Below are 25,485 nucleotides of genomic sequence, written 5' to 3' on the forward strand. Positions count from 1 at the left end.
GTTCTCTCTCCTCAACCGTACGTAAAGCTGGCTTGCCGCTGTCTCGCTTTATCACGCTCACTGTTCTCGATTTCCTCCCGGATTTGACGCGTCAGATCCGTTGCGGAGGCCGCACTCCCCTGCAGTGTGATGTGATATTCGCTTTTACTCTGATCGACGTAAGAGCGTCCTCCCGGCACGAGGGTGGGCTGATACCCCTGGCCGACGCCAGAGATCCCCGCCACCGGAATGGACGAACTGCCCGCAGGAGAGGATGTCGCGTCTGCTTTTGCCGCCGCGGCGTCGAGATGACCCGACTCGTTTTTGATAAGACCGAGTTTCTCCAGCAGCCAGCTGGCCTTGCCGCTCAGGCTGTTAAAGAGATTAAGCGGTGCCATTAACGCATCACCCAGCGCCTGTCCAAAAATCACGCCAGCGTTTTTACAGCTATCCAACGTTTCCTGCGTCGCCTTAATCGGCGCAATCAAATCGGTGAACCACTGCCATATCCCGCCCAGTTTTTCTGAAATGAAACCAAACGCCTGTAAGAGCGGAGAGAACAGCTCGCCCAGCGGTGCGAAGACCGCAGACAGTCCCTCAATCACCCCGCCAAAGAAGGCGCTGATGGGCTCCCAGTATTTGAAAATCAGCAAAGCACCGGCGGCAATCGCCGCGCCAAGGGCTATCACCGGCCAGCTAAGGGCGCCCAGCACCGTCATGACGGCCCCGCCCACCACGCTGAATACCGTTCCTAACATCCCGGCCGCGGTAATAACCATATTGATGCCCGTCAGAACCGGACCAATAACCGTGCCTACGCCACCCAGTACCCCAGCAAACGCCTGCGCGCCGACAACAATGCTGGCAAGGGTCTGCGTCAGCTCAGGGTTGGCATTCACCCACAGGGAGGCCGTGCCAAGCCAGCCGGTTGCGGTTGTTATCAGGTTGCGCAAAGCGCCATCTGCTTTATCAAATACGTCAATCTTCAGCCCGCTCCACGCGGCCTGGAATTTGCTGATATCGCCGTCAAGATTGTCGGTCTGCACGGAAGCCACGAGCGCGGCACTGCCTGTTTCCCCCTGCAACTGCTGGCGTTTTTTATCAAGCGCGCCGTTACCCGCGGCTGAACGCAGTGCATCCGGAGCCTGTGGCTGTCGCAGCATCGCGCTGAGCGCGTCCCCGGCGGCGGCACCGTTCATTCCCTTTTCCGTCAGAACGCCAAGCTGCGCGATTGTCTCTTCAAGACCCATACCTGTCGCATCCGCAGCGGGCGCAGCGGAGGTGATGGCCGCCGCCATCTCAATGAGACTGGTGTTCGAAGAGGTAAACCCGCGGGTAAGTAGATCTGCGATGCGTCCCGCATCCGTATTGGCCAGGTTATAGGCGGCCTGGGTGCTGCTGAGAATATCGGCCGCTTTAGCCGCGTCGACATTCCCCGCCAGGCTGAGGTTAACCGTGGGTACAGTGGCAGCAATAACCCCATCGGCGTCGTAGCCTGAACGAGCCAGTTCGGTTTGTGCACGGACGACCGTATCTGCGGGTACTCCGGTCCTGGCACTGACCTCCCGCGCCTGCTGGCGAATGGCCTCAAGCCGGGCGTCGCCCTTATCCAGACCAAGGCTTGCCTGAATAGTCGACATCTGTTTTTCAAAACTGATGCCAGGCGCCATAAACCGGGACGTCTGATCAAAGCCCGCCTTGGCCATGCCCACGCCCGCATTAGCCAGTTGATGCACCCGCGCGGCAACGCGTTTGCCTGACTCGTAGCGATTCTGAACGGTACTCAGTTGCGCCTGCTGCTGATTGACGCGGGCCAGCGCATCCCGCTGTCGGTTAAGCTGCTGCGTTTTTTCGCCGATCTGACTTTTTAAACGACGCTCATCCGACGAAAGCGTTCGCGTGTTGATTCCCGCCTGAGCGAGTTCAGTCCGCTGACGCTGTACCGAGTAACGTAAGCTGTTGTACTCAAGCTTGAGGTTGGCTGCCGATTTTCGGGCTGCGGACAGCGCATCAGCCTGTGCCTGAGTAGGGTTTTGTGTGTTTTTAAACTGCAACGCCAGCGCCGCCGCCTGCTGTTTCGCCTGAGCAAGCGACTGCTCCGTCGTGGCGAGCTGGGCATTTGCATTTCTGAAGCCGTTAATGCGCCCCGCCTGCTCGTCGAGCGCCCCCAGCGCCGTCTGCGAATCATGGATATCGCTCGCGAGAGTCAGGCTGGCGTTCTGAAGAGCGTTAAGCGGTCGGCTTGCACGATCAACTGCCTTAAGCAGCTCCTGAAGACTGACATTATTACTCATGGTGGTTTCCGCTTCGCTGCAGCGCTTTTTCGCGCCATAAGAGGAGTTCGGTCACGCTAAGGGAGTACAGTTCTGACGGCGGCCAGTGAAAAATCACCGCGATATCCGCCATCAGATCGTCGACCGACAGGTTTTCGGGAAATCTCAGCGAGCCGAAGCCGGTGACAAAAAACCGATCACCTTACCGGCAAAAGAGAGCAGATCGCAGGCATCCAGACGCGCAACTTCATGCTCGGTCAGAGCCGGCGAGGTCATTCGCGGCAGCACCTTGATCAGCGCATCAACGTCGGATTGCGCCAGCGAGGCCAGCGAGATCCCACGCAGAGTCCCGGCATTCGGTTTGGAGACCGTCACCTGTTCAATTTTTTGCTCACCGCGCAGAACGGGACTATCAAGCGTGACGATGTATGAGCTGTTGTTCATGGCGTTCTCGTTGCTATTTTCCATTTCATTACTCTTCTGAAAGTTAGCTTACCGGCCGGCTATCCCGGCCGGTTAAAGGGTTACAGGCCGATGGCCTTACGGTGTTCAGCCAGACGATCGACGCCGTCGACTTTCAGCACCATGTTGATGATGTCGATCTCGATGATCTCTTTGCCATCAATGGTCAGCTGGTAGTACGCGCACTCGGTGGACATCTTGGTGGTGCCGCTTTCGCCCTGCTTGTTCTCGCCGCCATCAAACTCTTTATGACGGCCGCGCATGACGATTTCGACGGCGGAGATTTCGCCGGTATCATCACGCTGGAAAGAGCCGGTAAAGCGCAGCGGCACGCTGTCCGCGCCCGGAGAAGCGTACTGCGCCCACAGCGCGGCGTCCGGCAGACCGCCAACGGTCCACTCCAGCGCCAGGGCATCATCGTCCAGACCGAGATCGACAGAGACCGAGCCCGGCATACCGCCGCCGCGATACTTCTCCAGCTTGCGGGTAAGCTTCGGTAGGGTCACAGACTCAACAACGCCCATATAGCTCAGGCCATCGTTGAACATATTCAGGTATTTAAGTTTGCGTGGTAACGCCATGCTTCAGCTCCTTAGCTATTAACCGAATCTGACAGGTCTGCCAGATAGGTATCGGTGATGCGCTGGCGCAGGGTCAGATTTTCCAGCGGCGGGACAGGGGTGTAGTCGTAATCGATATACAGTTTCCCCGCTTTCAGGGTGGTTGCGTCGTTCGACTCAGGGTCATACCAGCAGGAGCCGTCGACGATATAGCCATTGGTTTTCAGCTCGCGGAACTTGGCATTAATACCGGAAACGATGTCGCGGATAAGCGTTGGGGTGATGGGTTTATCCATCGCCCACGCGTGCGCTTCCGCCATGGTATCGGCCAGCACCTGCGCGGTACGGGTGTAGTTTTCAAAGACGAATAACGGATCGTCTGAGCAGGTACGGTTACCCCAGAATTTGAAGCCGTCGTTGCGAATCAGCGTGGTGACGCCCGCCTGGTTTAGCAGGTTCGCATCGGTAGCCTGTTCCTGCAGATCCCAGGAGACAGAAGCGCTTACGCCCGTGACGCCGTTGACGCCAACGTTTGACAGGGTTTTATGCCAGCCGATGGTCTGGTCGATTTTGGCGCGCAGGCCAAGCGCGCGAGCGGTTGCCCAGGCCGTCGTCGTTGCGTTCGTGGTGGTATCCCATGCCAGAAAATCAGGGTGGATAACCATCAGCTCGCGCTGGCTGAAGTTTTTGCGGTAGTCGATCGCCTCAGAAATGGTTTTACATTCCCATGCGCTGACATAGCCGAACGCGCGCAGGCTCTGGCACATCGCGGCCAGCGCGGTTGCCACTTCCTGAGAATCCAGCCCCGGCACGCCGAGAATACGTGGCTTAACGCCGGTTACCGTTTTCGCGGTCAGAAGTGCCTTCAGGCCGGTATATTTGCCGTTTTCATCGGTGGTACCGATGATGTTGGAAACGGTCTGTTTGCGCGCCTCTTCCGGGGTTTCAGCGGTGCCTTCGGCCACGCGAACAACAACGACAACCGGTTTACACTGGTCGGCGATCGCCTGCAGAGAAGCGGACAGCGTCCCCGCCTTGCCGGCTTTCGCAATCGCAGTTTGCACGTTGGTAATGAGCACGGGCTCGTTTAAAGGAAATGTCTTGTCGTCAGCATCGCTGGCCGTACAGACCATACCGATGATTGCCGTCGAGACGGTGGAAATGGTGCGGGTGCCATCGTTGATTTCGATAACTTCCACGCCGTGGTGATAGTCGCCCATCCGGTTAACTCCTTCGTTTAGTGGTGAGGCTATTTTCTCTTGGGCGAAGGAGGTATGAAACGTAATGCCGTTGGCGGTAGGACAGCACAACGAACAATGAGCAGTTGAATTGATTCACCCGGAGCTTTGATCGCTGATGATAATTTTATTGTCTAATTAAACAGCAATGGTTGTTCCAGAGTTACTGGTATAAGAATTTTTTGAGGGAGTATTTTCTTTGTTATAGAAAAGTGCACCTCAATAACGGGATGTCCAGCTATTAGGGTGCACTATAAGTTGAAGTTTATTTATTCGCTTGACGGTGATTCAGGCCATTCAATATCTGGTGCTGCATTGACGTCAATACGGTTTAGACGTACACGATACTTTTTCCACTCCGTCAGTAAAGTCGTCTCTTTATCAGTAGCCATCTCTAAATCAACAGCATCCTGTAACGGTAAGATGGCCTGAGTAGCAACAGACATCAATTGTGCTTTCAATGAATCGGCATGTTGAATAGCCTCTTCTTTTGAGGGCGGAGCTATGTCGACCCACTCCATGCAATTACGATTGATATTGAATCGTGGCGTCTTTCTGTCTGGTGACACCATAAATGATTCATATTCTGAGTCGGTTATTTTCATCAGATCTGAGGGAACAGAAATACCTTGTTCTTCGTACACCTCAACAGTTTCCTCAAGGTAAAAACTACTCTCTGTATTACTAAAATATTTATTCATATCAATAACCCGAGACAATTAACGAAAATGTTCCAGTGCAGTTATGGGTTTCAATTTTCACCTGATTTTTCCCAACCGGAGTGCATAGATAAAACGAGTCCGAGTTATTGCCTCCAGAACCGTAATAGCTGACCCCCGTCCCCAAAATGCCATTAGGGAATGACGTAGGCAGAGTCACGGTGACGGCGGTGTTATTACCAATAGAGATCCCTCTTACAGCCTGCATGAAAACAGCTCCATTGCCGTGTGTGTAGTAGGCGTTGTTATTACCCGTCGTCGTTTTCCCAACGCCGTATCGGGCATCCGATTCTGCTTTGGTATAGGCCTGGCCTGCAGGCGTATAACTCCCTTTGGGCTGAAATCGTCCGTCGCTCTCTGCTTTGGTATATGCGCCCGTTTTCGCCATGTAGGCTGCATCCGATTGCGCTTTGGTATAATAACGAGCGTCGAAATACTGAAAATTTGTTAAATTCAGCTTACCCATGGTTACATCACCAGAAGACAAGCTAACCGCTAAAGGACGAAGGCTGTTATAACTGCCGTACTGATCTCCGCTATTAGTCAGCATGAGATATAAATTGCTACCATCCTGACGCCAAAAAGCACCGTAGTTACCATAAACCATACGATAGCTGTTTGCCGAAATGCTTTGAAATTCTGCTGAATTTCTAACTACCCCGCTTACTGCGGTGCTGCCCGCCAGGGGGATCGCACTAACATCCACAGCCGTTGGTTTATTGGCCTCATCATACTGCCTGCTCCAGGCTGACCACACGCCACTGTAAAGCGTGCGAATGTATGTGCGAGAGCTGTTATAAATCCGGTAAATCTGCGTGAAACCAGCATGCTTATAGACTTCCAGCGAACCGGCATTTGCCTCAGGGTAATTTTTCCCTGTTGCGGCCTGCGCATTTGCTGGCTGGTAATACAGCCCTGGTGTCGTGTAAGCATTTAAGTCAGCAGCATTGCCAATTCCTACAGCTTGACCGTTAAAAATGTCCTGGGCAGTAATATTAAAATCATTTGTTAGCGCATAACCATTAATCTTTCGCCCTGACGGCACGCGCCCGCTGGCATTATCATTCGCGGCCTTAACCGCTCTCGACGTCGCGGCAACTGTCTCGGACGTACTGTCAGTCGCGTTACTGAGCTGAACGATGCCCTTTTGCGTCGTTGTTGCATCCGCAGCCGTATACTTCCCATTAGCCAGATCATACGCGACCTTCACCGCCTTAGGCGTCGCTGCCAGCACCTCGGACACGCTGTCGATCGCACTGCTGAGCTGGACAAGCCCCTTGCGCGCCGTAGTAGCATCCACCGCGGTGTACTTGGCGTTTGCCAGATCGTACGCAGTCTTCACCGCTTTCGGCGTCGCCGCCAGCAATTCAGACAGGCTGTCAGTAGCACTACTGAGCTGAACGATGCCCTTTCGTGCCGTCGTTGCGTCCGCAGCCGTGTATTTCCCGTTAGCCAGGTCGTACGCTGCCTTTACCGCTTTAGGCGTTGCTGCGAGCACCTCGGAAGCACTGTCAATGGCGCTGCTGAGCTGCGTAAAGCCCTTCGCAGCAAGGGTCGCATCGGGATGGCGGCGTGAAAGCTCGTGCTCAGCGAGCTTACCGTCGACGTAATCCTGCGTCGCCATCACCGTTGAGGTGTCAATCGTCAGCTCGATGGATGCGATATCGCTTACCATGATGACCATTCGCAATGTCTGCGCGCGACCCGACCCCTCCACCAGCGTGGGTTTATAGCTTTCAGCCATATTCCCGACCGCAATCAGCGTTCCGGCATCGTCATACAACCCCATCTCGCGCATCCAGAAACCGCCAACCTCAGGAGGGATCAGCAGCTCCGCCACGACATAGTTTTTATTCTTTTTGTCCTGGCTGATTTTATTCAGCGCTTGACGCCAGACTTCATTGATGAGTTTCGTCTGGTTTGCGTTTGGCGTTGGCAACACACCGCCACCGTCACCCACGGCCATCGCCGTAAAATTGACTTTCTTGCCGTTCGGGACGGTCGCGGCAGCCAGTTTTTCGGCACCGGCTTTGGTGATAACCGTTTTATATTTTACTGTCATTGTGCTCTCACTTATCCGGGATAAACCGTGATGATGTCGCCGTCATAGCTCAGGGCGCCGGTATAGAGATAACCCGGAATGTCCTGGATGATATTCAGGCCAATAAGGTGGCGGCTGGCAGGCTTTGCATCAGCAATAAGCCTCTCCATTTCGTAATACATTTCCTCGGTGATGCCCGTGTCCAGTACGCCGATATCAAGGCGGAAGGTGCCGGGCGGATCGTTGGTTTGCCACCACTCGGTAACATTAATCAGATAGCCAAGCGGCTCCACCACGCGACGTACAGCGCCTATCGTTCCCTTGTGGGCATGAATAAACCACGCGGCGCGGATCACCTCCCGTTTGGTGGCCTCCGGCCAGTTCTCATCCCAGCGGTCAACCGAAAACGCCCACGCCAGCCAGGGCAGCAAATTCGCCGGACAGGTGTCCGCATTCCAGAGATGGCGCAGCGGAACCGGCGTATTTTCGATGTCCGCACAGGCGCGCGCCGCGGCGACCTCAAGCGTCGATGAGCCAACCGGTAAAAGGCGGGCATTACTCATCGTTTCCCCCCACGGTTACGCTGTAGTGGCTGCACCAGGAGGCCTGGGTTTCATCAAGCACGATGTCAGCCGCGGGTGCGGTCAGTTCCACCCGCTGCACCCCTTCCACGTGAAGGGCAGCGTAAATGGCTGACTTGCGGATATCGCGTCCCAGCCGATGCTGAGCCGTGATGTAGGTCTGTAATCGGGCTCTTGCCGCATTGAGTACCGGTTCACTTTCGGGGCCGGGAAAAATGAAAAGCGATGCTTCAATGCTGTAGTCGACAATGTTGGCCGACTGGACGGTCACGCGGTCGGCAACGGGCCTGACGTCCTCATCGTTCAGCGCATTGCGAACAACGGCGAGCAGTTCCTCAGACGCTACGCCGTTATTTTCCCTGGAGAGCACGGAAACCGTGACGTTTGCGGGCTGTGGGCTAATGACGGAAATGTCAGCCACCCGACCATCTGCACTGCGGCCATGGAACTGATACGCGCCCGTCGAACCGGCCACGCTCAGCCCTTCCGGTGCCTGCTGGATGCGCAGACGAAAGTCGGTATCGGACTCCATCACAGCCGGAGTGGGCGGTAACGTGGTGTCGTCAGCAGGGGTAATCGTCAGACGCGCAAGGTTCGCGTTTGCCCCGATCTGGTCCAGGTCGCGGCCTGCCGCATAGGCCAACATGACCGCCCGTGCAGCCTCGTTTACACGCTGGCGCCAGATAACTTCCCGGTAAGCATTCTCTTGCAGCAGCTTCACAATCGGCTCGGATTCCAGCGTCAGCGTCCGTGCAATCGCCTCTCGCTCCTCTTCCGGATAGAGCGAGACAAAGGTGGCCTTTCGTTCTGCCAACAGCGTTTCATAATCCACCTCCTCCACGACATCAGGCGCGGCGAGCTGGCTCAGATCAACAATAGCCATAGCGTTTAACTCAGTGAAATGGTGATAGAAAAAGATTGTCCGGAGGTCGGGCGCGAGCCGGTAATATCGACATACAACGTCCCGTCGTTCTCCGAACGTTCGAAAGTGATGGCCGTCAGGCTTATCCGCGGCTCCCATTTCTGGATGGCGGAATAACAGGCGGCCATGATCTGCAGGCGCAGCGCCGGGCTCTGCGGCCTGTCGATCATCGCCGCCAGCAGCGAGCCGTAATCCCGGCGCATGACCCGCGAGCCAATCGGCGTAACCAGAATGTCGCGCACGCTCTGCCGGATGTGGTCAGCCTCTGAAAGGCTTAGCCCGGTCTGCCTGTTCATTCCCCTGTAACGCACCGTCATTGTGTCCCCTTAGTCCAGCTTCCGCCGCTTTGCACACTGCCGTGCGCGTGGTTGTCCACCTGCACCCCGTTGGAGGTCAATTTACCGCCGGAGTGCTCAATATTTCCGGTCATCACCCCGCCCTTCTGCACTTCCAGCGAGGCGGTAATTAACTTGTTGGTACACACCACTTCAGGCGTATCCAGCGTGATACGGGACGTTGAGATGACCCGCACCTCCGGCACGGTAGCGGTCAGCGATTCAGAAGCGGAAATGTCGGCCGTTTTAATGCCTGAAACCGTCAGCGCCCCGCGTCCGGGTTCGTACTCGATCACCGCGCCGTCAGGGAATGCGACGTGGAACGCGTCAGGCGACCCGGACGGTGCCGGATGGTCATCAGAGAAAATGCCGGGCAGCACAAAGGCGGTATCCAGCTCACCGCCGATGGCCAGCAGCAGCACCTGCTCTCCCTCGGAAGGGGCCCACCACACGCGCGAACGTCCCGCACGGCAGGTTAGCCAGTTCAGCCAGGTGGTTTTCATCCCGCCGGTCTGGACACGACAAAGCCCTCTGTTGAGGTCAACGTCGGTCACAACACCGATACGAATCAGATTGCGGATCGCGCGAGCGATACCGTGCATGGAAGTTAATGTATTCATGAGAAGAGAATGCCGTTCAGGAGGAACGGCAGCAACGAGACGGGGTTTTCTGCGGGATGATACAACAAGCGGTCCAGACAGCTGGCGGCTGGCGGCCTTCAGCGTGGGGAGCTTAGTCCTCCCACTGGCTGACCAGCTCACCGTTGATGTACAACGCCTTCGGACGCGTGACGGGCTCCGGCAGCGGCGGCTCCGGGGAATAGGTTGCGTGCAGAACGCCCTGTTCCTCGGAAACAAGAATGCGCTCGGTTAATTGCATGCTGATGCTGATATCCATCGTAGCGTCATCGTTTAAAACGATCGCGAAGGTGTATCCGTTTTTGCGTCCGTCATCGAGGGTAAAAATGTCCGGCTGGTTTTCCCGCAGCCAGGCCAGTACCGGGACAAAAAATCCCTCGCTGTCGCCGGTGAAACCGCTAACCTTCGCGTTCAGCACATACCGTTTTTCAAAGGAGAGCGAGGAGGCCAGGCGGGCGTCTATATTGCCGCTGCCGACCGACATCTGCAGGCGCTCCGGGTTGGCATTCAGTTGGGGGATCGCGTCAATTAATGCCTGACGCAGGCTCTTGAGTTTGTGCATCGAGTTTATCCTGACAGTCTTTAATGGTTTCAACCTGCAGCGCGCAGGCGATAAGGGCGTACTCAAGCCTGCGAATATCGGCGCTGAGATCGCCGTTAGTGGCGGGTTCGCTTCCCGGCATCGGGCAGCGGCTCACCTTCGGGCAGGCGTTGTAAACAATGGGCTGCGGAGGCGCAGGCGGTGCGGGTGTGCAACCTGCGGACAGCATCAGGCAGCTGAGCGGTATACCAGCGGCGTAACGCTTCATTTTCATTGAGTAATCTCCCGATAGTCGCTTCCCGTCTTGCCCTCTCCTCACCCGCAGCGACAAGCTCTTCACGGAGCCTGACCTGGGCGTTTTCGTTTGCTCTGGCCATCCGTTGCGACTGGGACAGCTGATGGTTGAGCGTGGCGAGGGCATTTTTGTGTTCGCTGGCGACCCGGTTGGCCGTGGCTAAGGAACGGGACAGGGTCTGGTTGTCATGACGAAGCCACAGCGCGATCGCCAGCAGCCCGGCCAGCAGCAGCATGAGGACTCTCATGGCAGCCCCTTCATGCACCAGGCCTTCTCGCGGACACGGCGGTTTTCCAGACCGGTGTTTTTGACGCCGTTGACGTACACCCAGCGGGTAAGCTCGCCGCATGCCTGCGACCACTGTTTACGCTTAATAAAAGACACCAGAGTCGAACGGCAGGCGGCGCCTGCGCCAACATTAAAGGTAAAACTCACCAGCGCGTCGTAGACCCGCGGCGGCATCTCCACCGGCGCGCACGTCGCCAGCCGTCGCTCAACGTTAAGCACATCAGCAACCAGATTTACCGCGGCCTCACGCTCGGTAATGTCCCGCGTCGGCACAACGTTTGCCGTGTGGCCAATGCCTGACGTCCATACCCCAGCGCTGCACCGATAGGGCGAGAGGCGACAACCTTCGAGATCGGCAATCAGCGCCAGCCCCTCAGGGGACGTTTTCAGTAAACGAAAATCGGGCATCAGCACCGCCAGGGCCAGCACGCCGGCGACGCTGCAACGCTTAATGATTGAGTTCACGAATGCTCTTCTTATCGAGGCCCAGCGACTGGAGATAGCGCCAGGTTTTTCGCTTAAACCAGTAGTTCGTCAGCGCGGTAAAAATGGCGCAAACACTCCCCACGTACAGCGCGACCTTTTCAGGAGACATCGCCCCGAACCAGGCCAGCGCCACGGCCAGCCAGTAGGCGATAAACGTGGTGATTTTCTCCAGGCTCAGTCCCATAGATTTACGGATTCTTTGGTGGGGGCGCTATTTACCTCCGGCATCTCTACCGGCGTGCCGTGAGGCAAGATAACGCCTGACTCCGCGAGGCCAGGATTGGCCTTCAGAACGGCTTCTACGACGCCAGCCGTGCGCCCATAATAGCGGGCGCAAACGGCATCAAGCGTGTCCCCCTGCATTGCATAGATCTTCATCAGACGCTCCCAACATCCGGTTACCAGGTACTGTAGAGTTTCCCGGGCTGGCGGCCTTTTCGCTATCGCTGAAGGATGGACAATCGCGGACACAACAGACCGTCCACATGCAGCGAAGCGTGGGTCAACGAAAGCGCAAAATCTGAATGAGGGCGTGCGTTCGGGTAATGACGCTGGGCTAGCGCCAGCTCTCGTCTTCCCAGACTTCCCGGAGAATATTATCCAGCATCTCGCGATCGGCTTCTCCTTCAAGCCCCTGGAGCTCTACTCCCGTCATCGATCCTATTTTCACGGTCACCCGCGATGACGGGAACAGGGATCTTATTCGGCGGGTCAGTTCGTTCTGGAAGGCCTCGACGACGCCATGGCCAATCTGCTGGTCTTTATCGAGGGTAATGTTCACCCGAACGTTACTCTCTTTTTTGATGCGTTCCGGAACAGGCGATGCTGAGAAAACAACGGTAAACGCATTGTTTTTGATTAAATTTCCCCGCGCAATCTCAGCAATCAAATTCAGGGCAATCTCACGATCTCTTTCCTGACATGTTCCTTCTGTCGTCAGTCGAGCAATCATCTCGACGCGTTCAATCATGACCTGCTCGTTCAACTCTCTGTCCACACAACCTCCACCACGAGATACTGTATAAACATACAGTAACACGTATTCATAAAAAGAGTGAAGCGAAAAATCAGAACTCTTCACGGTATGTGCATGATATCGATGGAGATTAGCGTGCTCTCAGAGCGAACAGATCCGATAAATGCCCAATACGTTCAAGGATTTTCCGCGCCTTGTGCTGATAAGAACGCGCTGCCGGAAAGAGCGATCCGTCAGTTGCGCCTCTGCACCATTTGTCGTTAAAGCGGCTTACGCCGCCCGCCATAAGATGCAGGGCCTCTGCGCGGCTGATGGCGATTCCGGTGGCGAGCCAAACCTCATCAATCACCTTCTCCGGGACCCCGTTCTGCGGATCCCGCTCGTAGACAAAGGGCGCCGCTGCGCCGGGCCGGATGCGCTTAATACGCTCGGTTAATGCCCGTCTCGCACGCCGGTTAAGGGGTTGAGAGAGATCGCTCAGCGTACAGTTATTGACAGAACTCCGAGAAGGCGCAGTTACATTCTCAGGCTCCTGGGTCCGCTTCGGCACAATTTTCCACTGCGTGAGCCGGGTTAAAACCGGGCTGCCCGCGCCGACGGCGGAATCGTACACGCCGCGGATGCGGACCGTTTCTTCGCCGTACTGGTTAAATCCGGTACCCGGCTCATACAGCGTGCGCACCTGTAAATCATCGCGACGCACAAACGGGCCGCCCTGTGCAGTGACGTAACCCGCCCAGTCACCGGCGTCGGCAGCTTCATGGACGGCAGCAAACTCGACGCTCAGACCACGCGCGGTCTCTGCGTCTGCCAGTCGGCGCAGCTCGCGGTAGACTGTTACCGGCGCGCCGCCGATGAACTGAAACTGGCGAATGTGCCAGCGCCCTGCCCAGGCCGATACGGCGGACGCCGTCTCCTTCAGCAGGCCGCCGCTTTCGTTATCGGTCTCGCCATCGAGCGCATAGCCGTCGATATTCTTTGAGATGTATTTGGCGATATAGCCGGTAGCGCTGCCTTTCTGCGGATCGATCGCGTCCGCGTGAAAGCGAGCCTGTCTGGCGCTTTCGCTCTGCAGCTCAGCGGCATCCTCCTCCCGGGCGTAGTCCCCTATAATCCGGCGAACGCATTCGACGTCTTCCGGCCGCATAAACATCAGCATGTGCCAGTGGGGCGTACCGTCGTGATGGGGTTCCGCGACGCGGATACCAAAAATACGGCGACCTTCCCGGTGCAGCTTTGCGCGGATGCGCGCCCACACCCGGGTGAGGTAGCCTTGCGTCTTCGCCGGGCTGGCCCCGTTCCACTTCGCGTTGGGGTAGCCCGATTTCACGGTGGCGTGATACTGCGCGGGGGCGGTTAAGGTATAGAATTCGCCCACATAGCCCAGCGCCTGACAGATATTTTCAAACCCGCGAATGCGGGTCATGAGTTCACAGCGACGTATCGCCGGGTTGGCCACCGAACTATCGTATTTTTCAATCAGGCTAATGCGGTTGCCTTCTTCATCTTCCAGCTCCATGCCCTTGAGAAATTCACGGGTGCGGCGCTTCTGCTCGCGCCACTCGGTCACGCAGCGTTTGCTCGCGTACGCCATTCTCTTTTTGCTGACGTTGCCGAGGGCAATCTGCAAATGCTCGCGCCAGGCAGCCGCGATCCGACGTAAACGCCCGCGCCACCACGCCTCGGAAAACATCCGCATCACCGCGGCGGCAACATCGTCTTTGTTGAAAAATTTCTTCGACACCCGCTCCCAGTGCGGAGGCGACACGTTGAACTGCCGGGCGATCAGTCCAGCGCGCTGATACCAGATGTACAGCGTCTGGTATTCGCCCATATCAGCATCGTTAATATTCGCCAGCTCGCCGCGAATAAAGCTGGCAATATCGGCGGCCAGCAGGTCGATATCCGCGCGGGACATATCCGGCAGACGGTTATAGCGGGCAACCAGTTCAACCATTCGCGAGGCAAGGTACTGCAGAAGCTGGGTATCGAAATGGCCTTTAAACACGGCTCGGGAGACTGCGTCATGCAAACCTGCGCAGGCATAGCGTTCAGAGACCCGCCGCAGGCGGGGCAATATCCTGTGGCAGAAGCGGATCAAAAAGGCGTTAGCCTGCGGATTGCCCCGATGCTGTTCGAGGGCGTCAACGGCGCGCCAGACCTCAAAACGCACGCAGTCAGGCTGCTGTGAGAGGGCCATTCTTGCCTGCTGCAGCGTCGCGAAGAAGCGATCGCGACGCTGCTGCTGGGCATGGGTAAGATAAGGGCTGGCGATGGCTGACCGCGGCGCATTCCACGGATAAGCGAATGACGTAGCCAACTCACCCTCCCCGGACGTGTTTATTTTTCATCTCCGCGATCTCCTGACAGGTGACGCACAGGGCCACGCCGGGCACCGCCATACGGCGCGCCTGCGGTATTGGAGCCTCGCACTCCTCGCAGAAGAAACGTGAAGGCGATGCGGGTCGTCTGCGGGCGCTATTAATGTGGCGCTCTCTGTCTTCCTGCTCGCGCGCCTGGGCAAGATCGATAAAATCGGCCATCAGTGCAGCTCCTGGGATTCACGCTCGTAGCGAGCCGCCTCGTGGCACAGCAGTTCGGCAACGTCTTCTCCGCTCATGCCGGTTTTGTAGATCTGGCTCGCCAGCGCCTCCAGACGCAGGGAGACCGCAAGGGCGCGCGCGCATCGTTCCTCTATTTTTGCCTCCATCAGCAGGCGTTGCAGTTCTTCACTTCCGATCGGATAAGGGCGGTTTTCACTGTGTCGCATTACGCGTTCTCCTTAAATTCAGGCAACAGGGTGCCCGGCGGGTTTACGCCATTCGTTTTTGGGTTGGGTTACAACGGCATGGTCAGCCGTTCAGGAAATAAACTCACAACAGCACGAAAATGATTCATCGCGGTAATTAGCGCTCTTTTCTCCTCTGTGGTCAGCTCGCTGATATCGCACTCATGACGGGCGACGGGTAATCTCGCCAGGAAAAAGAGAGCGGCCAGCGCCCTGCTGTTCTCCTCAAAAAAGGGATCGCGCTTATCGCGCATGTCGGCCATAAACCGCGCCAGCTCTTTCCCGCTATCGCTCCCGTAGCGGGCGCGCAGTTCAGCGATGTGGTTAAGCCCGCTAAGACGCGCCCCCACACTTAGTGGAACCCTTGCACAGGCAGCTTCTATCGCCATATCTCCCCTCGCATAAATGTATGCACGCTAATGCGTTCAAAACGGGCAGAGCACGGCTTTTTCCGCCGTTTGAGGATTGCGATTTCGGAAGCCATGCTGCATGATTCCCATTTTGATAATGCCTGCAATCATTAGCCTCAGTTTGCCAACGTCTGCCGCTGATTGCCCGAATTTGTAATGATACTAATACCCAAATGAGTATTAGTAAACACCCAAAGGAATATATTTTGATACTAGATTCTCAAGTGAATAATGAAGAATTGCTCGATAGAATCTGTCAGGTATATGGTTTCACGCAGAAAATTCAGCTGGCCCGACACTTTAATATCGCCGCCAGCTCGCTTCAGAACCGCTACGCGCGCGGTACCATCTCTTACGACTTTGCGGTTCAGTGTGCGCTGGACACTGGCGCCAGCCTCCGCTGGCTGATGACCGGCCAGGGTGCGCAGTTTGCAGGAAACCCCGCCCCGGGCGATCCCGTTTCGGTTGCGACATTCACACTCAGTGACGGAAGGCTGGAAGAAAATTCCATTTTGAGTATCGACGCTGCTTTCTTTAGCAAACCGCTGACGCGCGGCATCGCCGTCCGCGCGGAGGGGAAACTGCACTTTATCGAAAAAGAGGCGTCGTTAACCGACGGACTGTGGCTTGTTGAGATTGAAGGCACCGCCAGCATCCGCGACCTGACGCTGCTGCCCGGGAAAAAACTTCACGTGGCGGGCGGCAAGGTTCCCTTTGAATGCGGTATCGACGAGATAAAAACGGTGGGACGCGTGGTGGGGATCTATAGCGAAGTAAGCTGAGGATACTAAATCCAAGGCTGACGAGATTCGCCAGCCTTTTGGTTGATTTTAAACGCTATTTTTCGATGTAGTTGTAAGAAGTCAGAATTCCTTTGTCAGAAAAATCGACGGACAGATGCTGCTTGCGATCCAGATTAAGAGGAATGATGAGATAGATACGACGATCGATGATCTGCGACGTATACTCCCAGTGGCGCGCATTATTGTAGTCAGCCGTATTTGCTGGTACGCCAAAAGCAATCAGGACATCTTTGCGGGTCGTGACCTCTGGGATCAGCTTCTGCTTTATCTCTTTTTCCGAATACTGAGCCAGGCTTGTCGCCTTGGTTCCGTCGTAGTTCGATGCACATGAGGCGCTCAGGAGACAGGTTAACGCCACACCTAAAAAGTTAATGGCTTTCACTGTACAAAATCCTTTTCAACATAAATGCCATTGACGGTATCAAGCGCGACTTCTTTCATATAAAGCACGCAATATCCCGTTTTATCGCTATAGCTAATATGCCCTTCGTAGATCTTTTTCTTTTCTGGCGTGAAAGTCAGCGATACATTACATCCCTGATATAAAGCGTGCTGGATAGTGGTTTTTTCATCTGGCACAATCAACGTTTCGAAATAGTCTTTATCGTATTTCTTGCCCGTGACTTTAGGGAGACCAATATCTTTCGTCGACCCAAGGAAAGGGTTCAAATAACGATTGTGCTTAAGTACCCACCCACCTGTTTCTTTACCATATTTATCATACTGATAGATGCCATAACTCATCGGCGGGCCAATGAGACGAAGCTTAGCGACATCCTCGCTACTCGGCGGTGGCGTGTACATTTTCGGCTCAGGAAAGAAAGTACTGCAGCCAGAAAGACTCACTATTGCTGGAATAATTATATATTTTAAAAATCGCATACCGTTACCTTTATATATATCCTTGCTTATTTTTCAGAGAGACACCCCGAGGCATTAACATCCCTGAATGCTATTAACAAATCACTCATAGATATAAAGGTCAACTAAAAAAAATAAATTTAGGTTTAGTGTAATAAAAATGCGCGTGCCGTTGGATTTTGAGGCGTTTATTAATACTCTTTGAACAACGAATCGCCAATGTTGGCTCACTCTTCAAGCGTGGCAACACTGGCAGAGCGGGAACCGTAAACACAAACCCTCCAGTTCCTATACTCACAAACTGCAAAACTAAAGAAATCCCCCATCGCGCCGATCATCATCCGTGTGTATTATTTCCTGTAGCTTTTACAACAACTAACCTTAACTCAAATACTTAAGCGCCAAAGCGAAAGGCATCATGAGCACACCGATCAAACGGCTAGAAATCATTAAAAATGCCATTGAGCTGGAAGATGATGACATCATCCAGAGCCAGCTGACACGCCTGAAAAATGAAGCGTTTGACGATGAGCTACAGGCAATCGTCGTGGCGCTTGAGGAGAAGAACTACACCGCGGCCATGGCGGCCATTACCGCCTGGCTGCAGGGCCAGCGCGCCGTGACCCCGTGGCGCGATCCGCAGGTGGCGGCCAGCAAGCTGGAGCTGAAGGCGCTGGAAGAGCGTCTGCGCGATCTGATTGACCGCCGCAACGCGCGGGTGCAGCAGCTTGATGAGTTCAACGATCTCTATTTCTCCCGCCTCGGGCCGCTGATGCAGCAGATCCTCGCCCTGCGTAAAACGCTGGCGGAGCTGAACCTGCGTCGTCAGCAGGCGGAAGCGCGTCGTCGCGAGGAGGATTACCGTCGCTGCCAGCACTATATGGCGCAGGCGGTAGAGGTGCTGGCGACGCTCACCCAGCGCTGGCGCGATCTCCCGGCGGACTCCGTCCAGGCCGCCGAGGCGCGTAAGCATCTGGAGCAGCAAAGCAATCTGATTGCCAACCTGTTGGCCGAAGCGCAGGAGCTGGAGAGCGGCTTAACGCGCGAAGAAGAGCCTGCGCGTCAGGCTCGCGACGAGGCCAACGAAGAGTACGAGAAGTATCGCGAACAGCATCACGATGCCGAAGTGCGGCTGCGCAAAGGTAAGCATCTTTCGCAAGAGGACCAGAACGAACTCAAGCGTCTCTGGCGGCAGGCGAGCAAGCTCTGCCACCCGGATCTGGTGGCGGACGATCTGAAAGAAGAAGCCAACAACATGATGGTGCAGCTTAACCAGGCGAAGCAGCGCGGCGATGTGAAAGCCATTCGCTCGCTGGTGGCCCGCCTGCAGCAGGGCTTCGAGCCATTGATGGCCAGCGACAGGCTGAACGATCTGGAACGTATCCGCAAAAAAATGGCGCAGGTCCGCGAGCAGATCGACACCTTAGTGAACGAGCTGGCGGAGCTGGAGAAAGAGGAGTCCTGGCTGCTGGTCTCCTCGCTGAGCAATATGGAAGCGTACTTTGCTCAGCAGGAGAAAGCGCTGCACGAGGTCCGCGCCTCGCTCGAACATCAGGTGAGCGAAGCGCAGCTGGATTCGGCAGCCTGATTATTTGGCGTGCCAGTATGCGCTGGCACGCACCAGCTGCGGGTCAATGGCGTCGGCTTCAAACTGACGGCTCAGGCTTTTCACCACCTTCCCTTCCCCGGTCAGCCAGATAAAGTAATCGTCCCCCGGAACGGTCAGCGTCGCCAGATGGTCCGCGACGGCCTGCTCGCTGTGGCCCACTACCCAGGTGATGTTGAACGCGCTCAGGTGCGCCAGATAGTCCTTATACGATTCATCCCCAACCGTCACGACCGCCTGCACGTCCGGGCGAACCGGCAGTTGCGCAATGCTCTCTAAGCGTCGACGCAGCGCGGGCATGCCGGACTCGTCGCACACGTACAGCTGCCAGGCGTAATCCTCCGGCACCACCAGCGAACCGCGCGGGCCGCCGATGGTCAGCTTATCGCCTACCTTCGCCTGTAGCGCCCATCCGCTGGCTATGCCGCCGTCATGAATGAAGAAATCCAACGCCAGCTCATGACGGGCCTCATCGTAGAGCGGCGTATAGTCGCGCGCCTGCGGACGCACGCCGTCACCCCAGTCGATGCCTTCATCGGTGACCACCGGCGGCGTAAACGTCGTCCCGGATGCCGGGAAAAAGACTTTGGTATGGTCGTCGAAACCGCGGGAGCTAAAGCCCTCCAGCGCCTCGCCGCCTAGCACAATGCGCTGGAAACCCGCGCTGACGCGCTCAACGCGGAGCACCGTCAGTTCGCGAAAACGCAGGTCATTACGAACACGCTGTGGATAACGGGTAGATGCCATTTTTAGACCCTTTTCTGATGAATACGATATATCTAAATCAATTTTCAAATGATAATGATTACTAATAAGTAAAAATGCAAGATCTTTTAGATTGCATCTGAATATATCTTAGATATAGTTTAGATATATCAAAATGAAGGGCATATTATGCGACACGAACACGATGGCGGCGGACGTAGACCGCGCTTTTTTGGCCACGGCGATCTGCGGCTGGTGATTCTGGATATCCTGACCCGTAGCGCAAGCCACGGCTACGAGCTGATCAAAGAGATCGAGAACCTGACGCAGGGAAACTACACCCCGAGCCCGGGCGTCATCTATCCCACCCTGGATTATCTGCAGGATCAGACGTTTATCACCATTACGGAAGAAGAAAACGGGCGTAAGCGGATTGCGATTACCGCTGAAGGACAACGCTGGCTGGATGAAAACCAGGAACAGCTGGAACAGATCCAGGTGCGTATCAAAGCGCGCAGCGTCGGCTTTCAGCTACGCAAAAACCCGCAGATGAAGCGGGCGCTGGATAACTTCAAAGCGGTACTGGACCTGAAGGTAAATCAGGGAGAGCTCAGCGACGCGCAGCTTAAGCAGATTATCGGCGTGATTGACCGCGCGGCGCTGGAGATCTCTCAGCTGGATTAAGCCGGTGCGTGCTCGCTCACGCGGAAGACGCGTACCAGCTCTTTCAGGTGCATCGCCTGTTCGTTAAGCGATGCAGCCGCCGCGACGGACTCCTCCACCAGCGCGGAGTTTTGCTGGGTGGTGGCGTCAATCAGGCCAATCGCGCTGTTGATCTGCGAGATCCCCTCCGTCTGCTCATGGCTGGCCTGACGGATCTCACGCAGGATCGCATCCATCTCCTCCACGTTGCCGACCATGCCATTAATCAGCCCACTCGCTTTTTCGACCAGGTTCATCCCGTCCTGGGTCTGGCTGGTGGAGCTCTCAATCAGCTCCCGGATTTCGCTGGCAGACGACGCGCTCTTCTGGGCAAGCTGGCGCACCTCTCCGGCGACAACCGCAAAGCCGCGGCCATGCTCACCGGCGCGCGCCGCTTCCACCGCCGCGTTCAGCGCCAGAATGTTGGTCTGGAATGCAATGGCGTCGATCAGGTCGATAATGTCGGACATCCGGTTGGAGGTCTCGTTAATCAGGCGCATTTTGCTGGTCACCTGCTTCATCATCTCACCGTTGTTTTTGACCACCGTGGCGGCATCGGCAGAAAGATTGGTCGCTTCACCAGTATGCGAGGCGGTATTTTTCACCGTCGCGGTGATCTGCTCCATCGAGGCGGCAGTCTGTTCAACGGAGCTGGCCTGCTCTTCCGTGCGTGCGGCCAGATCCTGGTTCCCGGCGACAATCTGCGCGGCTGCGCTGGAGATATTCTCTGAGCCGGTCTGCACCTGCTGCACAATGTCCAGCAGTCGCGTCTTCATCTCCATCAGCGCATGCAGCAACAAGCCCGTTTCGTCTTTGCCGTGCGGCGTGATGCTGCCCGTCAGATCGCCCTCTGAAATCGCTTTTGCGAAACTCACCGCCTCACCGAGCGGGCGGGTGATAGCGCGCACGATAAACCAGCCAATCAGGCTGCCTGCCGCAACGCTAAAGAGCGTGAGCAGGATCAGCAGCAGACGGTTAGACCTGAAATCCCCTTCCACCTGCGTACCCGCACGCTGCATCTCGCTGTTCTGAATGGCAATCAACTCCTTCACCTTCGCTTTATAAGCCTGCTGCACGGCAAGGGTGGTGGTCATCATCTCCTGAATGGCGCCCGCACGGTTGTTGTTCTGCACCGCCTGCAAAATGCGGTAGCGCGAATCCAGATACTGCTGGCGCACGCTGCGGATATCCGCCAGCACCTGCTGAGACTTTTGATCCTGCAAGGCGTTGTTCAGCTCGCCCAGAATCACCGTAATATGCTCGCTGATCTCTTTCAGGCGCTGCTGAGATTGCCCTGTGTAAGTCCCCTGCTCGTCCAGCAGCATCAGCTGTTGAGTGCTAATAAATTCCTGGAAGTTATCGATTAACTGGTTCGCTTTTACCGTGGTCGGATAGTCATGGGTAATAATGGATTGCATCCCATTATTTGCCCGGTTCAGGCTCAGCAAAGACACACTTGCGCTGATCGCCATCAGGACAATAAAGAACCCAAACGCCAGAAATAATTTCGTGCCGATCTTTACGTCATGTAAGAACATATTTACTCCATCGATGTGATTATTTCTCAGACGATCGCTGTTATCGGTAACGGATTGGCTAACTTTATGACTTTGATCGTTTTTTTATTTCATAACCCTCACAATGCATAGGTGTAGACTATTAATATTGCTTCATCGATCGTTACCAGACCGTCAAACGGGGTATTTTTGAAACAGGATTCTGAAGAACTGACTTAGGCAGGAATAAATAACTGAGGCACTTTCTTTAGTTATTTAATATTAAATTAACAATAAACCACATTAATAGTCACAATGAGAAAAATAAAAAGCCGTTTATTCCTTATGGGATAAACGGCTTTTTTGGAACATGACTGACTCAATGGAGCACGGTCACCGCATCCTTAAGACGTCCGGCGCGATGTTTCACCATGGCAGAAATGTGCGCGCTCTCCTCCACCAGGTCGGCGTTTTTCTGCGTGATGCTGTCAAGTTCAGCCACCGCGCGGGTTAACTCTGATAACCCGGTTGCCTGCTCGGAGGTCGCGTGGCTGATCTGGGCGATAAGCTGCGTCACGTTTTTCACCTGCACAACGATATCATCCATCGTACGGCCCGCAGCGTGTACCTGCTCAGAGCCGGACAGCACCTTGCTGGCGCTGGCATCAATGAGTTTACGAATATCATTAGCCGCACTGGCGCTGCGGCTGGCAAGATGGCGGACTTCGCCCGCGACCACGGCAAACCCTTTACCCTGCTCGCCTGCCCTTGCCGCTTCAACCGCCGCGTTCAGCGCCAGAATATTGGTCTGGAAAGCGATATCGTTAATCAGAGAGGTAATCGAGCCAATTCGCTGCGTGCTGTCGGCAATGTCATCCATCGTTTTAACGACGGTCTGCATCGCATTGCCCCCTTTCGTTGCCGCGCTGCTCGCGGCCACGGAGAGTTTGTCCACCTCGGCGGCGGTTTCGGAGTTACTCTGAACGGACGCGGCCATCTGGTTCATTGTCGCGACGGTCTGCTGCACGTTCGCGACGGTCTGACGCGTACGATCGTTCAGATCTTCATTTCCCTGCGCCAGCCTGTCGCTGCCGTCACGGACGCTCACCACCTGGCTCGACACGTCATTGATCAACCAGCGGCACATCAGGCCAAGCTGCCCTACCGCGCGCAGCGTCAGGCCCAGCTCGTCGCTGCGGTTCAGGTGCTGCACGCTATTGCGCTCGCCGGTGGCGACCTTCAGCGCCTGTCGCGCCACATTCTCGATCGGGCGGACAATCTGTTGCTCAAACAGCAGCGTTCCCAGCAGCATCACCATCGCGGCCGCGGCGAGCGGCGTCCAGCCTGCGGAGGTCGCGGCCAGCGTGGCGGCGAGTACGGCAAAGAGCACCGCCATCACGCTGCGCACGCGCCAGCGCAGCGGCATGGCCGGCAGTTTACCCAGCCAGCCCTTTCCCACCACCAGCCCTTTGTGAATACGTTTTTTACAGCGCCCGTCGTTCAGCGCCCGGTAGAGCGGCTCCACGGCGGCGATCTCTTCCGCTGTGGCTCTGGTGCGAATCGACATATAGCCCGTCACCTGCCCACGGCGCACCATCGGCACCGCGTTAGCACGCACCCAGTAGTGGTCACCGTTTTTGCGCCGGTTTTTGACAATCCCGCTCCACGGCTCGCCCTGCTGCAGCGTGTACCACATATCGGCAAACGCGGCTTTTGGCATATCGGGATGGCGCACCATATTGTGCGGCTGGCCCGTCAGCTCATCGAGCTGGTAACCGCTCACCTGCACAAAGGTGTCGTTGGCGTGGGTAATGTAGCTGTGGATGTCTGTGGTAGACATTAAGGTGGTGTCATCGTCCAGAGGATATTCATTCTGGGTGACATAGGTTGGAGAGGACATGGCGTGCATCCCTTGCAGGTTATTTGAATGTTAATTTTGTGGGTCATTGTTTTTTCGGCGGTAAACAATTTATCTTTAGTTGTTAAACTTGATGGAGATCGCAGATTTGACTTAAACCATACTTTTTGTACGATTTCTTAATCCATTGATTTCAAATACTTTCGCAGAGAAATTACCCACAAAGCATGACCCGTTAATGCCCGCTTAAGTCGCAGCGTATGCACTTCTTTAGTGCAGCGGCGCTTTTACCCCCTTCTTTATATTCTCTACCCCGTACCGCTAAATCCCGTTTGGCTTCTATCGGCATGATTAAATATTGTGCAACATTATTTTAACCTGGCGTTTATCCCGATTTTCGTTAAGGCATCTGAAGTGGCGTAATCCCTGCAATACTTAAACCAGTATCATGTGATACGCGATCCCCGGGAGCACATTTTGAACAGGTTACCTTCCAGCGCCTCGGCTCTTGCCTGTACCGCGCACGCACTGAATCTCATTGAGAAGCGAACGCTTGATCATGAGGAGATGAAACAACTTAACCGAGAGGTCATCGATTACTTTAAAGAGCACGTCAATCCAGGGTTTCTGGAGTATCGCAAATCTGTTACCGCCGGCGGGGATTACGGAGCCGTAGAGTGGCAAGCGGGAAGTCTGAACACGCTTGTCGACACCCAGGGACAGGAGTTTATCGATTGCCTTGGTGGTTTTGGTATCTTCAACGTGGGGCACCGTAATCCAGTTGTGGTTTCCGCCGTACAGAATCAACTTGCGAAACAACCTCTCCATAGCCAGGAACTGCTCGACCCGCTTCGCGCCATGCTCGCGAAAACGCTGGCGGCCTTAACGCCCGGCAAACTGAAGTACAGCTTCTTTAGCAACAGCGGCACGGAATCGGTCGAAGCGGCGATTAAACTCGCCAAAGCGTATCAGTCGCCGCGCGGGAAATTCACCTTTATCGCCACCAGCGGCGCGTTCCACGGGAAATCCCTGGGCGCACTGTCTGCTACCGCCAAATCCACCTTCCGCAAACCGTTTATGCCGCTGCTGCCGGGCTTCCGCCACGTGCCGTTTGGCGACATCAACGCCATGCGCACCGTGCTGAGTGAATGCCGTAAAACCGGCGATGACGTGGCGGCGGTGATCCTGGAGCCGATTCAGGGTGAAGGCGGCGTGATCCTCCCTCCGCAGGGCTATCTGCCCGCCGTGCGTCAGCTGTGCGATGAGTTTGGCGCTCTGCTGATCCTCGACGAAGTCCAGACCGGGATGGGGCGCACCGGCAAGATGTTTGCCTGCGAGCACGAGAACGTGCAGCCGGACATCCTGTGCCTGGCGAAGGCGCTCGGCGGCGGCGTGATGCCAATTGGCGCAACGGTGGCCACCGAGGAGGTCTTCTCGGTGCTGTTCGACAATCCGTTCCTGCATACCACCACCTTTGGCGGTAACCCGCTGGCCTGTGCGGCGGCGCTGGCGACCATCAACGTGCTGCTGGAGCAAAACCTGCCTGCGCAGGCGGAGCAAAAAGGCGACATGCTGCTGGACGGCTTCCGCCAGCTGGGCCGTGAATTCCCGGATTTGATCCAGGATGCGCGCGGCAAAGGGTTGCTGATGGCCATTGAGTTTGTTGACAACGAAATCGGCTACAGCTTCGCGAGCGAGATGTTCCGCCAGCGGGTGCTGGTGGCCGGCACGCTCAACAACTCAAAAACCATCCGCGTGGAACCCCCGCTGACGTTGACGATTGAGCAGTGTGAGCAGGTGCTGAAAGCGGCGCGTAAAGCGCTGGTGGCGCTGCGGGTAAAAGTGGAAGAAACATAATTATTCCTCTTTTCTTTTGTACGGTCCGGGAACAGAGTTGACAGATATTGACTTCATTCCCGGAC

31 protein-coding genes are annotated in these 25,485 nt (G+C 55.8%); 4 read left to right on the forward strand and 27 right to left on the reverse strand.

Annotation, left to right across the window (positions count from 1 at the left end; genetic code table 11):
- Positions 1 to 11: 11 nt before the first annotated feature.
- The 22 genes from ABFV38_RS18875 to ABFV38_RS18980 all read right to left on the reverse strand — a co-directional run bounded on the left by ABFV38_RS18875 (position 12) and on the right by ABFV38_RS18980 (position 15,511).
- Positions 12 to 2,273, reverse strand: a complete 2,262-nt coding sequence (locus ABFV38_RS18875) for a phage tail tape measure protein (protein ID WP_348957794.1) — start codon at positions 2,271 to 2,273, stop codon at positions 12 to 14.
- Positions 2,266 to 2,385, reverse strand: a complete 120-nt coding sequence (locus ABFV38_RS18880; RefSeq protein WP_023616176.1) for a GpE family phage tail protein — start codon at positions 2,383 to 2,385, stop codon at positions 2,266 to 2,268. The genes ABFV38_RS18875 and ABFV38_RS18880 overlap by 8 nt, the downstream gene beginning before the upstream one ends.
- A 32-nt stretch (positions 2,386 to 2,417) precedes the next feature.
- Complete coding sequence (locus ABFV38_RS18885) at positions 2,418 to 2,720, reverse strand: phage tail assembly protein (protein ID WP_023616177.1); 303 nt, start codon at positions 2,718 to 2,720, stop codon at positions 2,418 to 2,420.
- Between the two features lie 56 nt (positions 2,721 to 2,776).
- Positions 2,777 to 3,295, reverse strand: coding sequence for a phage major tail tube protein (locus tag ABFV38_RS18890; RefSeq protein ID WP_045910027.1), 519 nt, complete (start codon positions 3,293 to 3,295; stop codon positions 2,777 to 2,779).
- An 11-nt stretch (positions 3,296 to 3,306) separates the two neighbouring features.
- Positions 3,307 to 4,494: a phage tail sheath protein gene (locus ABFV38_RS18895; RefSeq protein ID WP_023616179.1), complete on the reverse strand. Its 1,188-nt coding sequence runs from the start codon at positions 4,492 to 4,494 to the stop codon at positions 3,307 to 3,309.
- A 287-nt stretch (positions 4,495 to 4,781) separates the two neighbouring features.
- Positions 4,782 to 5,213: a tail fiber assembly protein gene (locus ABFV38_RS18900; RefSeq protein ID WP_348957797.1), complete on the reverse strand. Its 432-nt coding sequence runs from the start codon at positions 5,211 to 5,213 to the stop codon at positions 4,782 to 4,784.
- 1 nt (position 5,214) lies between these two features.
- The gene (locus ABFV38_RS18905) at positions 5,215 to 7,293 is read right to left on the reverse strand and encodes a tail fiber protein (RefSeq protein WP_348957799.1); all 2,079 of its coding nucleotides are present in this window, start codon (positions 7,291 to 7,293) and stop codon (positions 5,215 to 5,217) included.
- Positions 7,294 to 7,304: 11 nt separating this feature from the next.
- Complete coding sequence (locus ABFV38_RS18910) at positions 7,305 to 7,835, reverse strand: phage tail protein I (RefSeq protein WP_104950071.1); 531 nt, start codon at positions 7,833 to 7,835, stop codon at positions 7,305 to 7,307.
- Positions 7,828 to 8,736 (reverse strand): baseplate assembly protein, encoded by a 909-nt coding sequence (locus tag ABFV38_RS18915; RefSeq protein WP_348957801.1) that lies wholly within the window; start codon positions 8,734 to 8,736, stop codon positions 7,828 to 7,830. Before ABFV38_RS18915 ends, ABFV38_RS18910 begins: the two co-directional genes overlap by 8 nt.
- 5 nt (positions 8,737 to 8,741) lie before the next feature.
- A complete protein-coding gene (locus ABFV38_RS18920) occupies positions 8,742 to 9,092 on the reverse strand; it encodes a GPW/gp25 family protein (RefSeq protein WP_045910031.1) in 351 nt (116 codons plus the stop codon).
- A complete protein-coding gene (locus ABFV38_RS18925; RefSeq protein ID WP_045910032.1) occupies positions 9,089 to 9,730 on the reverse strand; it encodes a phage baseplate assembly protein V in 642 nt (213 codons plus the stop codon). The genes ABFV38_RS18920 and ABFV38_RS18925 overlap by 4 nt, the downstream gene beginning before the upstream one ends.
- A gap of 112 nt (positions 9,731 to 9,842) precedes the next feature.
- Positions 9,843 to 10,310, reverse strand: coding sequence for a phage tail protein (locus ABFV38_RS18930; protein ID WP_045910033.1), 468 nt, complete (start codon positions 10,308 to 10,310; stop codon positions 9,843 to 9,845).
- Complete coding sequence (gene lysC, locus ABFV38_RS18935) at positions 10,273 to 10,518, reverse strand: Rz1-like lysis system protein LysC (RefSeq protein WP_229226321.1); 246 nt, start codon at positions 10,516 to 10,518, stop codon at positions 10,273 to 10,275. The genes ABFV38_RS18930 and lysC overlap by 38 nt, the downstream gene beginning before the upstream one ends.
- The gene (gene lysB / locus ABFV38_RS18940) at positions 10,406 to 10,831 is read right to left on the reverse strand and encodes an Rz-like lysis system protein LysB (RefSeq protein ID WP_348957804.1); all 426 of its coding nucleotides are present in this window, start codon (positions 10,829 to 10,831) and stop codon (positions 10,406 to 10,408) included. Before lysB ends, lysC begins: the two co-directional genes overlap by 113 nt.
- Entirely contained in the window at positions 10,828 to 11,337 is a 510-nt protein-coding gene (locus ABFV38_RS18945) for a lysozyme (protein ID WP_111967455.1), read from the reverse strand. Before ABFV38_RS18945 ends, lysB begins: the two co-directional genes overlap by 4 nt.
- On the reverse strand, positions 11,321 to 11,542 hold the full coding sequence (locus ABFV38_RS18950) for an HP1 family phage holin (protein WP_023616187.1): 222 nt from the start codon (positions 11,540 to 11,542) through the stop codon (positions 11,321 to 11,323). The genes ABFV38_RS18945 and ABFV38_RS18950 overlap by 17 nt, the downstream gene beginning before the upstream one ends.
- Positions 11,533 to 11,736: a tail protein X gene (locus tag ABFV38_RS18955; RefSeq protein WP_024906438.1), complete on the reverse strand. Its 204-nt coding sequence runs from the start codon at positions 11,734 to 11,736 to the stop codon at positions 11,533 to 11,535. The genes ABFV38_RS18950 and ABFV38_RS18955 overlap by 10 nt, the downstream gene beginning before the upstream one ends.
- 178 nt (positions 11,737 to 11,914) lie before the next feature.
- Complete coding sequence (locus ABFV38_RS18960; protein ID WP_348957807.1) at positions 11,915 to 12,355, reverse strand: DinI-like family protein; 441 nt, start codon at positions 12,353 to 12,355, stop codon at positions 11,915 to 11,917.
- A 109-nt stretch (positions 12,356 to 12,464) separates the two neighbouring features.
- Positions 12,465 to 14,654 carry a replication endonuclease gene (locus ABFV38_RS18965; protein WP_348957809.1) on the reverse strand — a complete coding sequence of 730 codons (2,190 nt, stop codon included), beginning with the start codon at positions 14,652 to 14,654 and terminating at the stop codon, positions 12,465 to 12,467.
- 1 nt (position 14,655) lies between these two features.
- Positions 14,656 to 14,877, reverse strand: a complete 222-nt coding sequence (locus ABFV38_RS18970) for a TraR/DksA family transcriptional regulator (protein ID WP_048028939.1) — start codon at positions 14,875 to 14,877, stop codon at positions 14,656 to 14,658.
- Positions 14,877 to 15,104, reverse strand: coding sequence for a DUF2732 family protein (locus tag ABFV38_RS18975; protein WP_348957811.1), 228 nt, complete (start codon positions 15,102 to 15,104; stop codon positions 14,877 to 14,879). The genes ABFV38_RS18970 and ABFV38_RS18975 overlap by 1 nt, the downstream gene beginning before the upstream one ends.
- Positions 15,105 to 15,172: 68 nt before the next feature.
- Positions 15,173 to 15,511 carry a DUF5347 domain-containing protein gene (locus tag ABFV38_RS18980; protein WP_048028937.1) on the reverse strand — a complete coding sequence of 113 codons (339 nt, stop codon included), beginning with the start codon at positions 15,509 to 15,511 and terminating at the stop codon, positions 15,173 to 15,175.
- A gap of 227 nt (positions 15,512 to 15,738) precedes the next feature.
- Between ABFV38_RS18980 and ABFV38_RS18985 the strand changes: the two genes are divergently transcribed.
- Positions 15,739 to 16,314 carry a phage repressor protein CI gene (locus tag ABFV38_RS18985; RefSeq protein WP_045910040.1) on the forward strand — a complete coding sequence of 192 codons (576 nt, stop codon included), beginning with the start codon at positions 15,739 to 15,741 and terminating at the stop codon, positions 16,312 to 16,314.
- 55 nt (positions 16,315 to 16,369) lie between these two features.
- On the opposite strand, the gene ABFV38_RS18990 is transcribed toward ABFV38_RS18985, so the two are convergent.
- Together ABFV38_RS18990 and ABFV38_RS18995 are read right to left on the reverse strand one after the other, a co-directional pair.
- Positions 16,370 to 16,717, reverse strand: coding sequence for a hypothetical protein (locus tag ABFV38_RS18990; protein WP_348957814.1), 348 nt, complete (start codon positions 16,715 to 16,717; stop codon positions 16,370 to 16,372).
- Positions 16,714 to 17,217: a hypothetical protein gene (locus tag ABFV38_RS18995; protein ID WP_348957816.1), complete on the reverse strand. Its 504-nt coding sequence runs from the start codon at positions 17,215 to 17,217 to the stop codon at positions 16,714 to 16,716. Before ABFV38_RS18995 ends, ABFV38_RS18990 begins: the two co-directional genes overlap by 4 nt.
- A gap of 397 nt (positions 17,218 to 17,614) precedes the next feature.
- Here ABFV38_RS18995 and ABFV38_RS19000 point away from each other — a divergent pair, with 397 nt between their 5' ends.
- Positions 17,615 to 18,784: a DNA repair protein gene (locus ABFV38_RS19000; RefSeq protein WP_045910042.1), complete on the forward strand. Its 1,170-nt coding sequence runs from the start codon at positions 17,615 to 17,617 to the stop codon at positions 18,782 to 18,784.
- On the opposite strand, the gene ABFV38_RS19005 is transcribed toward ABFV38_RS19000, so the two are convergent.
- The gene (locus ABFV38_RS19005; RefSeq protein WP_348957818.1) at positions 18,785 to 19,549 is read right to left on the reverse strand and encodes a siderophore-interacting protein; all 765 of its coding nucleotides are present in this window, start codon (positions 19,547 to 19,549) and stop codon (positions 18,785 to 18,787) included.
- A 147-nt stretch (positions 19,550 to 19,696) separates the two neighbouring features.
- Here ABFV38_RS19005 and ABFV38_RS19010 point away from each other — a divergent pair, with 147 nt between their 5' ends.
- The gene (locus ABFV38_RS19010; protein WP_045910044.1) at positions 19,697 to 20,191 is read left to right on the forward strand and encodes a PadR family transcriptional regulator; all 495 of its coding nucleotides are present in this window, start codon (positions 19,697 to 19,699) and stop codon (positions 20,189 to 20,191) included.
- On the opposite strand, the gene ABFV38_RS19015 is transcribed toward ABFV38_RS19010, so the two are convergent.
- Positions 20,188 to 21,747 carry a methyl-accepting chemotaxis protein gene (locus tag ABFV38_RS19015; RefSeq protein ID WP_048028929.1) on the reverse strand — a complete coding sequence of 520 codons (1,560 nt, stop codon included), beginning with the start codon at positions 21,745 to 21,747 and terminating at the stop codon, positions 20,188 to 20,190. The genes ABFV38_RS19010 and ABFV38_RS19015 overlap by 4 nt on opposite strands.
- A 337-nt stretch (positions 21,748 to 22,084) precedes the next feature.
- Positions 22,085 to 23,605, reverse strand: coding sequence for a methyl-accepting chemotaxis protein (locus tag ABFV38_RS19020; protein WP_348957820.1), 1,521 nt, complete (start codon positions 23,603 to 23,605; stop codon positions 22,085 to 22,087).
- A 435-nt stretch (positions 23,606 to 24,040) separates the two neighbouring features.
- Here ABFV38_RS19020 and ygjG point away from each other — a divergent pair, with 435 nt between their 5' ends.
- Complete coding sequence (ygjG, locus tag ABFV38_RS19025; RefSeq protein ID WP_348957821.1) at positions 24,041 to 25,420, forward strand: putrescine aminotransferase; 1,380 nt, start codon at positions 24,041 to 24,043, stop codon at positions 25,418 to 25,420.
- The last annotated feature ends 65 nt before the right edge of the window (positions 25,421 to 25,485 follow it).

The organism is Enterobacter cloacae complex sp. Mu1197 (assembly GCF_040059225.1).
Classification (GTDB): Bacteria; Pseudomonadota; Gammaproteobacteria; order Enterobacterales; family Enterobacteriaceae; genus Enterobacter; species Enterobacter quasiroggenkampii.

Excerpts from the sequence above, each read along its gene's own strand:
- ABFV38_RS18875 (WP_348957794.1), bottom strand. The coding sequence starts at position 2,273 with ATGAGTAATAATGTCAGTCTTCAGGAGCTGCTTAAGGCAGTTGATCGT.
- ABFV38_RS18880 (WP_023616176.1), bottom strand. The coding sequence starts at position 2,385 with ATGGCGGATATCGCGGTGATTTTTCACTGGCCGCCGTCAGAACTGTAC.
- ABFV38_RS18885 (WP_023616177.1), bottom strand. The coding sequence starts at position 2,720 with ATGGAAAATAGCAACGAGAACGCCATGAACAACAGCTCATACATCGTC.
- ABFV38_RS18890 (WP_045910027.1), bottom strand. The coding sequence starts at position 3,295 with ATGGCGTTACCACGCAAACTTAAATACCTGAATATGTTCAACGATGGC.
- ABFV38_RS18895 (WP_023616179.1), bottom strand. The coding sequence starts at position 4,494 with ATGGGCGACTATCACCACGGCGTGGAAGTTATCGAAATCAACGATGGC.
- ABFV38_RS18900 (WP_348957797.1), bottom strand. The coding sequence starts at position 5,213 with ATGAATAAATATTTTAGTAATACAGAGAGTAGTTTTTACCTTGAGGAA.
- ABFV38_RS18905 (WP_348957799.1), bottom strand. The coding sequence starts at position 7,293 with ATGACAGTAAAATATAAAACGGTTATCACCAAAGCCGGTGCCGAAAAA.
- ABFV38_RS18910 (WP_104950071.1), bottom strand. The coding sequence starts at position 7,835 with ATGAGTAATGCCCGCCTTTTACCGGTTGGCTCATCGACGCTTGAGGTC.
- ABFV38_RS18915 (WP_348957801.1), bottom strand. The coding sequence starts at position 8,736 with ATGGCTATTGTTGATCTGAGCCAGCTCGCCGCGCCTGATGTCGTGGAG.
- ABFV38_RS18920 (WP_045910031.1), bottom strand. The coding sequence starts at position 9,092 with ATGACGGTGCGTTACAGGGGAATGAACAGGCAGACCGGGCTAAGCCTT.
- ABFV38_RS18925 (WP_045910032.1), bottom strand. The coding sequence starts at position 9,730 with ATGAATACATTAACTTCCATGCACGGTATCGCTCGCGCGATCCGCAAT.
- ABFV38_RS18930 (WP_045910033.1), bottom strand. The coding sequence starts at position 10,310 with ATGCACAAACTCAAGAGCCTGCGTCAGGCATTAATTGACGCGATCCCC.
- lysC (WP_229226321.1), bottom strand. The coding sequence starts at position 10,518 with ATGCTGTCCGCAGGTTGCACACCCGCACCGCCTGCGCCTCCGCAGCCC.
- lysB (WP_348957804.1), bottom strand. The coding sequence starts at position 10,831 with ATGAGAGTCCTCATGCTGCTGCTGGCCGGGCTGCTGGCGATCGCGCTG.
- ABFV38_RS18950 (WP_023616187.1), bottom strand. The coding sequence starts at position 11,542 with ATGGGACTGAGCCTGGAGAAAATCACCACGTTTATCGCCTACTGGCTG.
- ABFV38_RS18955 (WP_024906438.1), bottom strand. The coding sequence starts at position 11,736 with ATGAAGATCTATGCAATGCAGGGGGACACGCTTGATGCCGTTTGCGCC.
- ABFV38_RS18970 (WP_048028939.1), bottom strand. The coding sequence starts at position 14,877 with ATGGCCGATTTTATCGATCTTGCCCAGGCGCGCGAGCAGGAAGACAGA.
- ABFV38_RS18975 (WP_348957811.1), bottom strand. The coding sequence starts at position 15,104 with ATGCGACACAGTGAAAACCGCCCTTATCCGATCGGAAGTGAAGAACTG.
- ABFV38_RS18980 (WP_048028937.1), bottom strand. The coding sequence starts at position 15,511 with ATGGCGATAGAAGCTGCCTGTGCAAGGGTTCCACTAAGTGTGGGGGCG.
- ABFV38_RS18995 (WP_348957816.1), bottom strand. The coding sequence starts at position 17,217 with ATGCGATTTTTAAAATATATAATTATTCCAGCAATAGTGAGTCTTTCT.
- ABFV38_RS19000 (WP_045910042.1), top strand. The coding sequence starts at position 17,615 with ATGAGCACACCGATCAAACGGCTAGAAATCATTAAAAATGCCATTGAG.
- ABFV38_RS19005 (WP_348957818.1), bottom strand. The coding sequence starts at position 19,549 with ATGGCATCTACCCGTTATCCACAGCGTGTTCGTAATGACCTGCGTTTT.
- ABFV38_RS19010 (WP_045910044.1), top strand. The coding sequence starts at position 19,697 with ATGCGACACGAACACGATGGCGGCGGACGTAGACCGCGCTTTTTTGGC.
- ABFV38_RS19015 (WP_048028929.1), bottom strand. The coding sequence starts at position 21,747 with ATGTTCTTACATGACGTAAAGATCGGCACGAAATTATTTCTGGCGTTT.
- ABFV38_RS19020 (WP_348957820.1), bottom strand. The coding sequence starts at position 23,605 with ATGTCCTCTCCAACCTATGTCACCCAGAATGAATATCCTCTGGACGAT.